This window comes from Microvirga lupini (genome assembly GCF_014191055.1).
GTDB lineage: Bacteria > Pseudomonadota > Alphaproteobacteria > Rhizobiales > Beijerinckiaceae > Microvirga > Microvirga lupini_A.
On record NZ_JACHWB010000014.1, the window covers coordinates 16,336 to 30,233 of the forward strand.

Here is a 13,898-nt window from a genome sequence, read left to right on the forward strand (position 1 = left end):
AGATCAATGTCCGTGGAAGGAATGTACGATGGCGTGACCCCGTCCGCGGGAAATCAGCCAGCGGTTGAGCGGAAAGGCGAAGGCCCCGGCGACCAGCAGGGATGCGGCAAGACTTCCCCAGAAGAGCGGGCTTGTGAGGCCGGCATCCATGGCGCCTGGAATGACCAGCATGATCAGGTTGTCGACGATCTCCATGATGGTGATGGAAGCTGTATCCGCAGCAAGGGCTAGGCTCAGCGCCGTGCCGAAGGTTAGACCGCTCCGAAGCAGGGGTAGCATCGTCAGCGCGTAGCCGAACAGGAAGGCGAGGGCGACAGCCAGGATGATCGTCTGTGCCGTTCCCAATCCGAGGGCTGTGCCGATGACAAGGCCAAGGACCTCACCGATGGCGCAGCCTGTGAGGCAGTGGATCGTGGCGCTCAGGGCGGTGCGGTTCAAATCGGGTTCGGACGACGCGCCTTGGTGATGGTGAGAATGACCATCGGCAGGCATGATGGCCTCCTCATGCAGCAGAGTGAGCCAGGGACTGAGCCGGGTACCCCCCGTTGCTCAGGGCGTTGAGAAGCAAAGCCTCACTTTGCCTGGAGGTCACCTTGACCGTGCGGGCCTCCAGGTCGGCATCGACCTTGGCCTGCGGGTCGAGAGCCTGAACTGCTCGTGTAATGGCGCGCAGGCAGCCGCCGCAATTCATGCCGGGAACGTGGAAAATATGCATCGCCGGGATCCTTTCATCTCAAGGTCCCGAAATCCGTAGGCGTTCCCACGATGGTAAGGTCAAGCGGGCTGGCCCGGTTTGTTCGGGAATAACCCTGAATGAGCATAAAGGATCGGTCCGGAACGGCTTATCTTGGGCTTGTAGCTCTGCTATCGCGGGTTTGTTTTCGATTGATACGGAGTAGCCGACCCTGGTCGGAGGAGAGCGATGCGGATAGTAACCCATAGCGGCACGTTCCATGCCGACGACGTCTTCGCCTATTCCGTGCTGCGCGATGCCCTGGATACGTTCGAGTTCGGCCGAACCCGAGACATGGCATTGATCAATTCCGCAGACATCGTCTTCGACGTCGGCGGGATCTATGACCCCGCCCAAGGCCGGTACGACCACCACATGCGGGATCTCCCGCGACGGGAGGACGGAACGCCCTACAGTTCGGTCGGCCTAATCTGGCGGGATTTCGGGCGCAAAGCCCTGCCTCGGCTCGTGCCGGGGATCGGTGGGGACGTGCTGGAATCCGTCTGGCAGGATATCGACGCGACCTTCATTCTGGCCATCGATCAGGCCGACAACGGCGTCGCCACGGCGGGCCAGAGCCATCTCGCCCTGCTGGTCGAGGCCTTCAATCCGGCCTGGGACAGCGGCCAATCCTATGACGATGCCTTCCTCGAAGCGGCCGATTTCGCCAGAGGCATCCTGGTCCGGGCCTGCCGGCAGGCCCATGCTGAGGCCCAGGCTCTCTCGCTCGTGATGGGGGCTGCGAGGCAGGCGCGGGATCCTCGGGTGATCGTTCTCGACCGCAAGCTGCCCTGGGAGAAGGCGGTTTTCGAGGGGGGGTTGAGGGATCTCCTTTTCGTCATCTACCCGAACGAGGATCTGACTGCCTGGTACTGCCGCACCATCCCGCCCGAACCCAACTCCTTCGGCCAGCGGCTCGCCTTGCCCGAGGCGTGGCGCGGCTTGCAGGAGACGGAGTTCTCGAAAGCCGCCGGAATCGAAGACGGCGTGTTCTGCCACCCGGGCGGCTTCATCTGCGGGGCGCGCTCGCAGGGATCGGCGGTGCGGCTCGCGGAAAAGGCCATCGCCGCCCGTTACTAGCCCAAACCTCAACACCCAAGGCTTAAGCCATGAAGCAGGTCCCCATCGTCTCCCACACGGCATATGTGGCCTCGCTTCCTGACGATCATCGCTTCCCGATGATGAAATACGGGCGCTTGGCGGAGGTGCTGGCGCAGAAGGGCCTTGCTCCCAATGGCTTCGTGGTGCCGGAGGAGGCCTCTGCGGATCTGATCGCGCTGGCTCACGAGCGAGCTTACGTCGATCAGGTCCTCGCCTGCTCGGTGCCGCGCGAGATCGAGCGGCGCATCGGCCTTCCAGTCAGCGAAAGCGTCGTTCGCCGCGCCCGGACGTCGACCGGCGGAACGCTGCTTGCGGCGCGCTTGGCACTCCAGCACGGCCTTGCAGGCAGCACCGCCGGGGGCTCCCATCATGGGCAGAGGGAAACGGGAGCAGGCTTCTGCGTCTTCAACGACGTCGCCATCGCGGCCAAGGCGCTGAAGGCGGACCGCACGATCCAGCGGGCGCTCATCGTCGATCTCGATGTCCATCAGGGTGACGGCACCGCGGACTGCCTGCGCGACGAGCCGGATCTCTTCACCTTCTCCCTTCATGCGGAGAAGAACTATCCTGTGCGCAAGATCCCGAGCGATCTCGATGTCGGCCTGCCGGATCACATGGAGGACGATGCCTATCTGGATGTCGTGCAATCCCATCTGCCCCGCCTTCTCGACGCGATCGAGCCGGACCTCGTCTTTCTGAATGCCGGCGTCGACCCGCACCGCGACGACAAGCTGGGACGGCTCGATCTCACCGACGAAGGTTTGCGCCGACGGGATTCTTACGTGATCGAGCAGGCCCGCAGCCGTGGCATTCCGATGGTCGCCGTCATCGGCGGGGGCTACTCCACGGATATCGACACCCTGGCCCGGCGGCACGCCATCGCGTTCGAGGCGATGGCCGCGTGGAGCGAGGCGAACGGTTAATCCTCACGCGCTAGAGCGAGCGAGGGAGGCAGCCAGCTGCGCGGCGAGCGCGGCGTTGTTCTTGACCAGCGCGATGTTGGTGGCGAGGCTCCGCCCGCTGGTCTGTTCAAAGAGATGGGACAGCAGGAACGGCGTCACGGCCTTGCCGGAAACGCCGCGGGCTTTTGCCTCGGCGATAGCCGCATTGATGAAGGCGCTCATTTCGTCAGCGGGAATCTCTTCGGCGCTCGGAACGGGATTGGCCACGAGAACGCCGCCTTCGAGGCCGAGAGCCTCCTTGGTGCGGATCAGGTCGGCGATGGCCTCAGGCGTGTCGAGGCGCAGGGGAACGGGCAGCTCGCTCATGCGGCTCCAGAAGGCTGGAAAACGGTCCGTTCCATAGCCGACCACGGGCACGCCGCGCGTCTCCAGGTATTCCAGCGTCCGCGGCAGGTCGAGGATGGCCTTCGCCCCGGCGCAGACCACCGCTACGGGCGTCCGGGCGAGCTCGTCGAGATCCGCCGAGATGTCCATGGTTGCCTCGACGCCCTGATGGACGCCGCCAATGCCGCCCGTTGCAAAGACCCGGATGCCGGCAAGATGGGCGCAGATCATGGTAGCGGCAACGGTCGTCGCGCCATGGCGCCTGGAGGCAACCGCATAGGGTAGGTCGGCCCGGCTCAGCTTCATCACGTCTTTGGCAGTTCCGAGCCAGTCGAGTTCCGTGTCCGACAGCCCGATCTTGATGCGCCCCTCGATGATCGCGATCGTCGCCGGCACGGCACCGTTCTCTCGCACCACCGCTTCCACCTCCCGCGCCGTGGCGACGTTCTGGGGGTGCGGCATGCCATGGGTGATGATGGTGGATTCGAGCGCGACGACAGCCTCGCCCGCCGCGAGAGCCGATTGCACATTGGGTGCGATGTCGAGAAAACGGCCGGCGATGTCTTGGTTCATGAGGGTTCCCGTTCGGAAATGGCATCCGCTCTAAGGGACAAAGTGGTGTCCAGCAAGGCAAAGGACAGATCGGAACGGACGCTCGACGTGCTCTCCACCGTCAGCGCCGCAGCGGCGGTTCCGAGGCGGGCAGCCTCCGTCAGGGAATGTCCCTTCAGGAGCGCCACGAGAGTGGCGGCGATCAGGGCGTCGCCCGCACCCGTCGCGTCGACAATTGTCGCACCGATAGCGCCAATCCGATGGTTGCCCGAGCTGTCGGCCGCAACGAGACCGGCTTCGCCGAGAGTCAGCATGACATGCTCGGCGCCGCAGGCACGAAGGCGTGCCGCCGCTTCCTCGGGAGACGCTGCGGGCTCGCCGAGATAAGCGCGAGCCTCGTCAAGATTGAGGAACAGCATTCCGACACCGGTCAGATCCCGTGGCAGGCGAGCGACCTTCGGGCTTGAGACAGCGTCGATGGCTAGCGTGAGCGAAAGTCGGCGAGCCATGTCGATGAGAACGTGCAGGGTCTCGGACGGCAGGTTGCAATCGGCAAAGACCCAACCTGTCTGAAGATCGGGTTCCAGCTTGCGCAGCAGGGCAGGGGTCAGCCCCTCGAAGATCCCCATGTTGGCCAAGCCGAGGGCCAGCTCGCCATCGGGCTGCAGCACCGCCACATACTCTGCCGTGGGATGCTTATCAGAGAAGGCGATGAAGTGTGTGCCGATTCCGAGGCGTTCGAGATCGTCGAGCAGGGCGCGTCCGTTCTCGTCCTTGCCCAGGATCGATGCCAGGGAGACGCTCACACCGAGCCGGGCGATGTTCTCCGCCACATTGCGGGCTACGCCGCCGAAGGAGCGCTCGGAGAGAACGGGGTTGGATGTTCCGGGCCGGATAGCATCCAGCGCCCGGTATTTGCGATCGACGGCAGCCCCGCCGATGCATGTGATGCTGATCTCCGGCTTCATTCGTCAGACATGCTCTCCGAACTCCTGCGCCGTGGGTATGCCCAAAGACCGGGCAGGCCGCAATGGCGGAAGAGTTCACTTGGAGTAACGCCCGTTTGCGCTGGATCAAAGCACGGGACGCCCCTCTCGCGTAGTCTTTCTCCGGAACATGGAGGAGGCGACCATGGGTTTAGGCACAACAATCAGGCAATGGCAGGCGAACTGGGCGCAGGCGCACGAGCTTGATGCTCTGGACAAGGATCAGAGGGACGCGCTGGCCCGTGACATCGGGATATCGGCGGATATGCTGCCCGTCCTCGTAGCCCGGGGGCCCAATGCCGCTGCCGAGCTGCCGCGCCTCATGGAGGCGCTGTCCCTCGACCCTGAGCAGGTCCGGCAGATCCATGCTGCCCTCATGCGTGACATGAGCCTGACCTGTTCGGGATGCACAACGGCCGTCCGCTGCAGGGACGATCTCGCCCATGGGCAGGCGCCGGCTCATTTTTCGGAATACTGTCCCAACGCCGAGACTCTGCAGGAATTGCAGGGAAAGCGGATCGCGTAGACATCAGGCCCTCACTCAGGGCCATGAAACAGCAGCGTCGTGTTGCCGCCGATCTCGCTTGAGCCTGTTGGGCGCTTCTTGCTCAGCACGGCCTCGGCCTGCGCCGAGGGCCGGCGGCTCTGATGGATCTCGAGCCAGGCGATGCGGGATGACGGGATGCTGCCGTCGCCTGGAAATGCCTCCTGCTTGGTGGCGGTGGCTTTCTCGAAGAAAGCGGGATCGTCGAATGAGGCCAGCACTCTGTCCACCAGTCGCTGCAGGGCTCCATTGTTCTCGGCATAGAGATCGATCCCCTGGCTGCGTGCCAGTTCGGCGGTGGTCACCAGGGGCTCGGCGGCGAAGATGTGGTAGTCGCGGGCGCGCTTGCCGCGCTTCACCTCAAGCGGCAATGTTCCCTCAGGTGTGATCTGGGCAAGGCCGATGCGGGCGCTGTCGAGGCCCCAGCGGGTCAGGGGCTTGTCACCGGAGGCAAGACCTGCTGCCGTGGCGCCAAGCCCAGCCCAGTAGCGATGATTGTTCCGGCTGGACGTCGCCTTGTTCCTGTCCATGAACGCGACGAGCTGCTGACCCAATGTCTTCAGCCAGGTTTCCACCCGCTGCTTCTGATCGTTCGCGAGGCCGGGCGCATTGCGGACCTGGAGATAGGCCAGCGCGAAGCCGCCGAGAGCCTGACCCAGATTGAAGTGAGCCTGCTTCGAACGCATGTCGGTCATGGCCTTTGCGGAGGCCCAGGCATCGAGCCACGTGAGTGTACAGGCCGCCGCGGCGGTGTTCTTCGGGTTCGACTTCACATAGGCGTTCGCAACCCTGACCAGATTGCGTCCATAGGCGCGCAGCGGCTCGACCGCCTCTGAATAGGCTTCCTCGGCATCCTCATCGATGGTCGCACGCTGGGTGTCGTCCTGCTTGTACTTGCTCTGTGTATCGAGAGTGACCACAGGTGAATCGGGCGTGTTGCACTCGTATTTGGGCTTGGACTGCACGTTGTCCTTGGCCGGGGCAGGCACGAGATAGCCCGGGCCTTGAGCCTGGGCAGCGCCAATCGATGCGGCGAGCAGGATCGTGGCAATGAAGGGAGTGCGCAATGCATGACGCGCCGCCACTCTTCTCATTGCTGATTTCACATCCTGCATCGTCCCGCTCCCCCTGCGCTGCCGTCCGTTCAGGAACTAGGCGCACAGGGCCTCAAGGCCAGAGGCGTCCCCTCAGATCGCTCCGGCGAAGCGGCGCGGCTGGGCTGTGCGGTTGCTGGCCATGGGAGGCAGCAGGTCCTGCCCGCGGCCGGCGGTCACGATCAGGCGCTTAATCTCACCCCTGAGGTAGGCCTGGAGGAATTTGTCGTAATCCCTGAAGGAGACGCACCCGTTCGAGTCTCCGCGCGGCCCGAGCAGGTAGGTGTGGGCCAGGATACCGTCGCGGCCATAGATGGCGGCGCTGCCGCCCACCGGGTTGAGGCGGATGGCGCGGACACCGTGGAAGAGCGCCTCGCGCTCCGTGAGGATGTAGGTGCCCGGCGGGGTCGAGCCCTTCATGCGGACGTTCACGTGGCGCGGGTTGTCCATCATATCGCCGAGGCCTGAATGCGCCTCGAGCTTTTCGCCGTTCGGCATGTAGACCGTCTGGGCAACGATGTCATAGACGGCAGTCCCTGCACTCACGAGATCCGGCGGGGAGCCGAAGCGGGCGGTCGGTGCGATGCTGCCCGTTCCCCGATCCAGGGCCGCATAGCTGAGGGCCGCATCCGGCGGGCTGGCCGGGCGGACGCCGAAGAGCTTTTCGAAGAAGTTGCGGTTGTCAGCCGGAGCGACGGCAGGAGCTGCCGGCACGCGCGGCGTCACGGCGGCCGGCGCGCTCGCCATCTGGCGAGAGGCAGAAGGCTGTGGAGACCGCAGATCCGCCGGCCGTGGCGCCGGCAAGGGTACGATCACAGGCACCGGCGCGACCGCTTGGGCGATCTCCACCGACGGAGCCGGTTCGGGCATAGGCACCGGAGGGGCGATGCGGGCTTCCCGCAGCACGGGGGAGCGGAAGCCGGGTGCGGAAGGAGCCTCCTGTTTGAAGGCGAGGGCGCCTGGCTGCAGGGTGGGGGTTGGGTTGATCAGAGCCGGGTCCAGGGACAGGGCCGTCTTCAGGGGCTCAGGGGCTGCATGTCCAGCGCTGCTGGCAACAGGCGCTTCGGGCGCTGTGCCGCCGTATGGTTCGAAGTCGACAAAGAAGGCCACGGGGCTGAGCGAGATCGCCACGAGGAGAGCCATCGGAAGCAGGCTGCGGTTCCGGCGGAGCGGGGCGCGACGAAGAGAGGAATACGGCTTGTGCGCCATGGCAAACTCTACGCAACAACTCAGGCTTCTCACGACACGCAGAGCTTGCGACTGGGCTCTGGGACGCTATGAGGAAGCGGTCCTTTTACTGCTGATGATTGAACGATACTTTGGTTAAGATCAGGATAATCAGCAGTCGAGATCGGCTTGGGCCGGCTAAGATTTTCGCCTTCGTTGCCGCCATGGTACCGTTCGGCGCCTTACCGTAGCATTGGCCATGGGTCACTCTCCGAACGGCTGCTTCCGATCCCAATGGGTGAACCCGGGTTGCGTCACCCGCAACGTGCTGAAGAGGAATTCCCGCCATGCCAGCCGAGACTGCGCTCTCACAGCACATGCGCCCCGAGGTCAAAGGGTTCTACGAGAAGCGCACCTGCAGCATCCAGTACGTCGTCGCGGACCCGGAGACGAAACGCTGCGCCATCATCGATCCGGTTCTCGACTTCGAACAGAAATCCGGTGCGACCGCGACGACCTCGGCGGACGAACTCCTCGCCTATATCGAACAGCAGGGCTACAGCCTGGAATGGATCCTCGACACGCACCCGCACGCCGACCATTTCTCGGCCGCCGGATACCTGAAGGACAGAACCGGCGCACCCACCGCCATCGGCGCGAAGGTGGTGGAGGTCCAGAAGCTCTGGAAGGCGTTCTACAACTGGCCCGACAGTTTCCCGACGGACGGTTCGCAATGGGATCGCCTGTTTGGCGACGGGGACCGGTTCAAGATCGGCAACCTGGACGTGGAGGTGATGTTCTGTCCCGGCCACACGCTCTGCTCGATCACTTACCTAGTGGGCGACGCCGCCTTCATTCACGACACGCTGTTCATGCCTGACGGCGGAACGGCCCGGGCCGATTTTCCCGGCGGCTCGGCCAAGGCGCTGTGGCACAGCATACAGCGCATCATGGCTCTCCCCGACGACACGCGCCTGTTCACGGGCCACGATTACATGCCCGGCGGCCGTGCTCCGCAATGGGAGAGCTCGGTGGCGCAGCAACGCCGCGAGAACAAGCATCTCGTGCAGGCTGCCACCGAGGAGGCGTTCGTGGCCTTCCGCGAAGGGCGCGACCGCGAGCTGCCCATGCCGAAACTGATCCTGAATGCCCTGCAGGTGAATATCTGCGGCGGCCGTCTGCCGGAGCCGGAGAGCAATGGCAGACGTTACCTCAAGATCCCGCTCGATGCCTTGCCGAATGCGCCCTGGGGCGATTGAGGTTGATAGCGGATACCGCCTTTCCACCCCTTGCGAACGGCATTTCAATCCCCATATCAGGCTGACCCAGCGGACATTGTTGTGGACTTCGAGGCGGCGGGCGTCACCGGCTGCTTTCGATGAGGCCGTGTCAGGACGGATGTAATCCGGCATGGCCTGTTCCTGCGCTCGCCTGACGATGCGAGTGCCCGTCTGGACCCGATCAGCCCAGGCCCGTAGCAGGCGAGGCGAGAGATGCGCAGGCATCCCGCCCGTTCGCCCCGGAGCCTGGGCTTTCTTACGTCTCCCGTCGGCGGCAAACGGCTATTGCGACTTGCGCGGATCGTCGGCCGGATTGACGTAGGCAATGCCCCAGGGGCCGCGCGTGCTCAGCTGCACCACGGTTTCCTGGTTGATCTGCACGTAATGCTGCGTTCCCGGCGCCATCGCGATCACGCCGCCGGCATTGATGGTCTTCATCTCCGCCGGGTCGGCTTTGGCTCCCATACCGATGTTGAACTCGCCGCTGACGATGGTGACCACTTCATCCACAGGATGAGTATGCGGCGGGATCTTGTAGCTCGCCGGCAGCTTCAGCCGCATCACGAACACGCCGTCCTTGCCGGGGTCCCCATAGAGGACCGACATCTGCGCGCCTTTGGGCAGGGACGGAGGCCCGTCCTTCCAGGTGACGTCGCCGGGATTGACCATGACGTGTTGGTGCTGCTGCGCGAAGGCGGGGGCAATGATGAAGAGAAGAGCCGAAGCGCAAGTCGCTGCTTTTAAGGTGAAGTGCTGCTGCATCGCGACCTCCCGATGTGGGTGATGTGGCGAACGCATACAAAGCGGTCAGGAACGGACATTTGCCGCTCGAGAGAGGCTCTGCCCCTTCAGATCGGTTGTCAAGAAAATGCGCCGTTTCAGGTTCCCGCAGCGAGCTCGGATGTCAGCCAGTCGCGGAACGCGCCCACGGCCCGTGTCGGATGGGCGGACCGCGCGGTCACGAACCAGTACGAGATGCCTGTGTCGTAGCGGTCGGGGAAGGGCGCCACGAGACGCCCCATGCTGATGGCGTCGCAGGCAAGCGTCTCCCAGCCGAGAAACACGCCCTGGCCGGCCACGGCCGCATCCAGGCACAGGGACGCGTCCGAGAACACGGGTCCGTCGCCGAGGATGGCTTCATCGAGCCCGTTGGGACTAAGCCATGCATTCCAGCCGAACATCGGCGTCGGCTCGCGGATGATCGGAGCGCGAGCCAGATCGCTGGGTTTGCGAAGGCTCTCGCCCATGGCGGGACTGCACACGGGAAAGACGAGCTGATCGAGGAGCTTTTCGGCCTTCACGTTCGCCCAGCCGCCGCGGCCGACCCGGATGCACACGTCCACGTCCGAGGAGCCCGGATCGACCAGCGATACATCCGCGTCGATGCGGATGCGGATGTCGGGGTGCAGCTCGCGAAAGCGCTGCAGGCGCCAGACCAGCCATTTGCTCGCGAAGACCGGCGCGACCGAGACCGTCAGCACCCCTTCACGCCGCCGTTCGACGAGGGCCAGACCGGCGGATATCTCGGCAAAGCCGGCGCTGAGATACCGCAGCACGTCCTCCCCGAAGGCGGTGGGCTTCAGGCCTTTCGGGTGCCGCTCGAACAGGGGGCGTCCGAACTGCTCCTCGGCTTTGAGGATCTGCTGGCTCACGGCTCCGATGGTGACGCCAAGTTCCTCTGCCGCAGCGCGCAGGTTGCCGAGACGCCCGGCCGACTCCAAGGCGCGCAGTCCGTTCAGGTGAAAGCGGTTCAGGTTGCGCATGTAGTTTTTCTACAGTCGGTCTTAGAAAAACGCCATTTCTTTCAGCCCGTGAGGGGCGCAGCATTCAGCCATGCTGAACATGATCTCCATCCTCAGACAGATGCTCCATCGCCTCGGACGGAACGGCGAAGAGAGCTTGAGGAAGGTGTGGGAGGACGATCCCCTGTCCCATCCGGCCGTGCAGCGGATGAGCCTTGAGGAGCTTGCGGATCTGCCCTTCGACAGAGGGACGGTTCACCTCGACGGGCCTTGCGGTTACAGACGTGAAAGCGATTCACACGAAGCGGCCGATCCCGAATGTCCACCTGGCGAGACGAGAAGAACCAGAAGGCCAAGGCCCGGCTCGAGAAGCGCCTCTCCGCGCTCTTTCCGCCTTGCGTCCTCGCCCACGCGCTGCGCCAGCCGCTGATCCCGCCGAGTCAGCGCCGCGCGGTGGAATCCTACTGGCGGCACCGGCCGCTCCTGGCCGACCGCCTGGCGCGGGCGCTTGCCACCAAGAGCGGACAGCCCGCGGGCTGGCAATGGCGCCTCGGCTCCGACAAGGAGACGGGACTGCCGTTCACCTTCCGCATGCCCCCGGCACCCTATCGCGAAGCGGCCTTCGCCCGTGGTCCGGGGCATTGCTGCGTCTGCGGCCAGCCGGTCTATCGGCTCGGCTGGCACTGCGATCTCTGGGATGACGGCAAGCCGAACCGGAACGCCACTTGGCACGCGGCCTGCGTGGTGGCCTGGCAGCTCTGGACAGCTCCGCCCGATCACCTTCGGGCATTGAAGTTGCGCCAGAACCGCAAATGCGCCACCACCGGCCGCCGTCTCCTCAAGACCGCCGAAGTGGACCATCGGGTGCCGCTCTTCGCCGTCTGGTCCGATCACCGGGCGAAGCCCTGGCCGGATCTGCTCGCCTTCTGGGGCGCGCCGAATCTCCAGGTGATCAACAAGGGAGCGCATCTGGAGAAATGCGCCGACGAGGCGGCCGAGCGGGCGATCCGGAGATCCGCCCTCGCATCAGGCGAGCCAGGGAGCGGTGCGGAGGAGACCGGGTTGTAGAGATCGGTCTCGGCTAGCGGATTGCTGGTCCTTGAAGAAAGCCGACCAGATCGGACACGAAATCCTCTGGCGCTTCCCATTGCGGATCATGGCCGATATCCGGGCTGAGCTTGAGGCTCGCGCCGGGGAGGCGAGATGCGAGCTGCTCCTGCTCGGCCTGCGAGAAGACGCTGTCCCGTTCGCCACCGAGGATCAGCACGGGACAGCGGATCCGCGTGAGATCCGCCATGTCATCGGATGCAAGGAGGCCTGACAGCGCCGCCTTCCACACCCGCGCCGGCACCTTCAGGCTCTCGGCCACGATCCGCTCGAAGAACTCCGGCGGCACCGGGCGGGAGATGGTGCCGGCCTGGAAGGCGCGGACGAAATCCTCGCTGACGGGGTCCTCGAGCGTCTCGACCTCCCGCAGCAGCTCCAGAGTGACCGCGTTGCGCGCTGTCGCAGCGGAGGCGACGAGGACCAGGCGCTCGATGCGCTCGGGGTGCTGGGCGGCGACCGCTCGGGCGATGAAGCTCCCCATGGAATGGCCGACCAAGGCGGCCCTTTCGATGTCGAGACGATCCAGGAGGCGCAGGGCGTCCCCGGCGAAGTCGGCGGGCGCGTAGCCTCCGTCGGGACGGTCGGATTCGCCATGCCCGCGCTGGTCCGGCGCGATCACGTGCCAGTCATGCGGGACCAGCGGGAGGATGCGCCTGTAGGAGAACCAGGAGTCGGAATAGCCGTGCAGCATCAGCACGACGGGGCCGTTCCGCGGACCCTGCTCGGCCACGTGCAGCTCAAGGCCGGATGGCAGACGATGCTTCGCGAAGCGCAGCTCGTTCGACATACGCCCATTGTACCGCAGAGGCGCGGGGCAGGGCAATCGCGCTGCCTTCAGGGAGCCTCAGTGATCCTGCATTCTAGCCTGTCCCGAACCCCTGATCTTGGAGGCAGTCCCATGTCGACGACGCTGAGTGACATGACCGTTCATCTCGTCAAGGCGAGCGTTCCGGCCCTTCAGGAACACGGATTGGCGATCACGAAGCGCATGTACGAGCGCATGTTCCAGAATGAGGAGATCCGCGACCTCTTCAATCAGTCGCATCATGGCGAGACCGGCTCGCAGCCGAAGGCGCTCGCAAGTGCGATTCTGGCTTACGCGCAGAACATCGACAATCTCGGCGCGCTCGCACCGGCCGTCGAGCGGATCGCCCAGAAGCATGTCGGCCTGAACATCATGCCTGAGCACTATCCCCATGTGGCCGAGGCGCTTCTCGGGGCGATCAAGGACGTGCTCGGGGAACACGCCACGGACGAGATCCTGGCTGCCTGGGGTGAGGCCTACTGGTTCCTGGCCCACGTGCTGATCGGGCGCGAGAAAGCCATCTACACCAGCCTGGCGGCCGCCCCGGGCGGCTGGAATGGCTGGCGCAACTTCCGCATCGAGAGCAAGCAGCGCGAAAGCGAGATCATCACGTCCTTCGTGCTGCGGCCGGAGGACGGGCAACCGGTTCTGCGCCATCAGCCCGGACAATATCTGACCTTCTGGATCGATGTTCCCGGGCAGCATCCGCTCAAGCGCAACTACAGCATCTCCAGTGCTCCCAACGACGAGATCTACCGCATCTCGGTGAAACGCGAACCGCAGGGCATCGCCTCAAGCTGGCTGCACGACACGGCCGATGTCGGGCAGGTGCTGAAGGTGGCTCCACCGGCGGGTGAGTTCTTCCTCAACGAGGAGTCGCCGCGACCGGTGGTGCTCCTGAGCGGCGGCGTCGGGCTGACCCCGATGATGAGCATGCTGGAGACGATCGCAGCCAAGTACCCCAACAAGTCCACCCACTACGTGCACGGCACGCTCAACGGGGCGACGCATGCCATGAGGGAGCGCGTCCGATCCCTGGCCGAGAACCATCCCAATATCCGGGCCACGACCTTCTATGTCGAGCCGCGGCCGGAAGATCGGCTCGGGGACGACTACGATCATGAGGGCCTGATCACGGTGGACTGGCTGCGAGCCAACACGCCGCTGAACGAGGCGGGATACTACCTGTGCGGTCCACGTCCGTTCCTGCGGGCCTTCGTGGGCGGGCTGGCGCTGGCTGGGGTTCGGTCGAACCGCATCCATTACGAGTTCTTCGGACCCGCCGACGAAATCCTCGCCGCGGCCTAGTCAGGCCCATCGACCGAGTGCCGGAAGCGTGAACGAAGCTGTGCCGCCTGCTGATCCGGCAGCATCGAACAGCCAGCGCTCTGGGGCCCGCAGCGGGTGCTGCGAGCCTGTGGGTGAGATCGAGGGTGGCGCGTAGGGCAGCCCGGCTCGATGATGGATGGTGGGAAGGAAGAGCCGAGATGCCTCTTCGCGC

Annotated in this window: 16 protein-coding genes; 6 read left to right on the forward strand and 10 right to left on the reverse strand. The window is 64.8% G+C overall.

Going from position 1 to position 13,898, the window contains the following annotated elements; genetic code table 11:
* Positions 1-3: 3 nt before the first annotated feature.
* Both FHR70_RS23580 and FHR70_RS23585 read right to left on the reverse strand, forming a co-directional pair.
* Positions 4-492 (reverse strand): DUF4396 domain-containing protein, encoded by a 489-nt coding sequence (locus tag FHR70_RS23580; RefSeq protein ID WP_183454849.1) that lies wholly within the window; start codon positions 490-492, stop codon positions 4-6.
* A 10-nt stretch (positions 493-502) separates the two neighbouring features.
* Positions 503-715, reverse strand: a complete 213-nt coding sequence (locus FHR70_RS23585; RefSeq protein WP_183454851.1) for a heavy-metal-associated domain-containing protein — start codon at positions 713-715, stop codon at positions 503-505.
* Positions 716-922: 207 nt separating this feature from the next.
* On the opposite strand from FHR70_RS23585, the gene FHR70_RS23590 reads away from it, so the two are divergent.
* Positions 923-1,813, forward strand: coding sequence for an MYG1 family protein (locus FHR70_RS23590; protein WP_183454853.1), 891 nt, complete (start codon positions 923-925; stop codon positions 1,811-1,813).
* 29 nt (positions 1,814-1,842) lie between these two features.
* Positions 1,843-2,757, forward strand: a complete 915-nt coding sequence (locus FHR70_RS23595) for a histone deacetylase family protein (RefSeq protein ID WP_183454855.1) — start codon at positions 1,843-1,845, stop codon at positions 2,755-2,757.
* Between the two features lie 3 nt (positions 2,758-2,760).
* Here FHR70_RS23595 and FHR70_RS23600 read toward each other — a convergent pair whose 3' ends face one another.
* A complete protein-coding gene (locus tag FHR70_RS23600; RefSeq protein WP_183454857.1) occupies positions 2,761-3,693 on the reverse strand; it encodes a pseudouridine-5'-phosphate glycosidase in 933 nt (310 codons plus the stop codon).
* The gene (locus tag FHR70_RS23605; RefSeq protein ID WP_183454859.1) at positions 3,690-4,640 is read right to left on the reverse strand and encodes a carbohydrate kinase family protein; all 951 of its coding nucleotides are present in this window, start codon (positions 4,638-4,640) and stop codon (positions 3,690-3,692) included. Before FHR70_RS23605 ends, FHR70_RS23600 begins: the two co-directional genes overlap by 4 nt.
* A 163-nt stretch (positions 4,641-4,803) precedes the next feature.
* On the opposite strand from FHR70_RS23605, the gene FHR70_RS23610 reads away from it, so the two are divergent.
* Entirely contained in the window at positions 4,804-5,184 is a 381-nt protein-coding gene (locus tag FHR70_RS23610; protein ID WP_183454861.1) for a DUF6455 family protein, read from the forward strand.
* A gap of 11 nt (positions 5,185-5,195) precedes the next feature.
* Here FHR70_RS23610 and FHR70_RS23615 read toward each other — a convergent pair whose 3' ends face one another.
* The gene (locus FHR70_RS23615) at positions 5,196-6,287 is read right to left on the reverse strand and encodes an alginate lyase family protein (protein ID WP_183454863.1); all 1,092 of its coding nucleotides are present in this window, start codon (positions 6,285-6,287) and stop codon (positions 5,196-5,198) included.
* A 102-nt stretch (positions 6,288-6,389) separates the two neighbouring features.
* Entirely contained in the window at positions 6,390-7,505 is a 1,116-nt protein-coding gene (locus FHR70_RS23620) for a tlde1 domain-containing protein (protein WP_246408503.1), read from the reverse strand.
* A gap of 305 nt (positions 7,506-7,810) precedes the next feature.
* Between FHR70_RS23620 and FHR70_RS23625 the strand changes: the two genes are divergently transcribed.
* Positions 7,811-8,722, forward strand: a complete 912-nt coding sequence (locus FHR70_RS23625) for an MBL fold metallo-hydrolase (protein WP_183454865.1) — start codon at positions 7,811-7,813, stop codon at positions 8,720-8,722.
* A gap of 303 nt (positions 8,723-9,025) precedes the next feature.
* On the opposite strand, the gene FHR70_RS23630 is transcribed toward FHR70_RS23625, so the two are convergent.
* The gene (locus FHR70_RS23630; RefSeq protein WP_183454867.1) at positions 9,026-9,505 is read right to left on the reverse strand and encodes a cupin domain-containing protein; all 480 of its coding nucleotides are present in this window, start codon (positions 9,503-9,505) and stop codon (positions 9,026-9,028) included.
* Positions 9,506-9,621: 116 nt separating this feature from the next.
* Positions 9,622-10,506, reverse strand: coding sequence for a LysR substrate-binding domain-containing protein (locus FHR70_RS23635; RefSeq protein ID WP_183454869.1), 885 nt, complete (start codon positions 10,504-10,506; stop codon positions 9,622-9,624).
* 297 nt (positions 10,507-10,803) lie between these two features.
* On the opposite strand from FHR70_RS23635, the gene FHR70_RS23640 reads away from it, so the two are divergent.
* Positions 10,804-11,553, forward strand: coding sequence for a hypothetical protein (locus FHR70_RS23640; protein ID WP_183454871.1), 750 nt, complete (start codon positions 10,804-10,806; stop codon positions 11,551-11,553).
* 13 nt (positions 11,554-11,566) lie between these two features.
* Here the strand turns inward: FHR70_RS23640 and FHR70_RS23645 are convergent, their stop codons facing one another.
* Positions 11,567-12,379 (reverse strand): alpha/beta fold hydrolase, encoded by an 813-nt coding sequence (locus tag FHR70_RS23645; protein ID WP_183454873.1) that lies wholly within the window; start codon positions 12,377-12,379, stop codon positions 11,567-11,569.
* A 111-nt stretch (positions 12,380-12,490) separates the two neighbouring features.
* On the opposite strand from FHR70_RS23645, the gene hmpA reads away from it, so the two are divergent.
* Positions 12,491-13,705 (forward strand): NO-inducible flavohemoprotein, encoded by a 1,215-nt coding sequence (gene hmpA, locus FHR70_RS23650; protein WP_183454875.1) that lies wholly within the window; start codon positions 12,491-12,493, stop codon positions 13,703-13,705.
* Here hmpA and FHR70_RS23785 read toward each other — a convergent pair.
* Positions 13,706-13,898: hypothetical protein (locus FHR70_RS23785; protein ID WP_210277772.1), on the reverse strand; the 193-nt coding region annotated here is incomplete at its 5' end.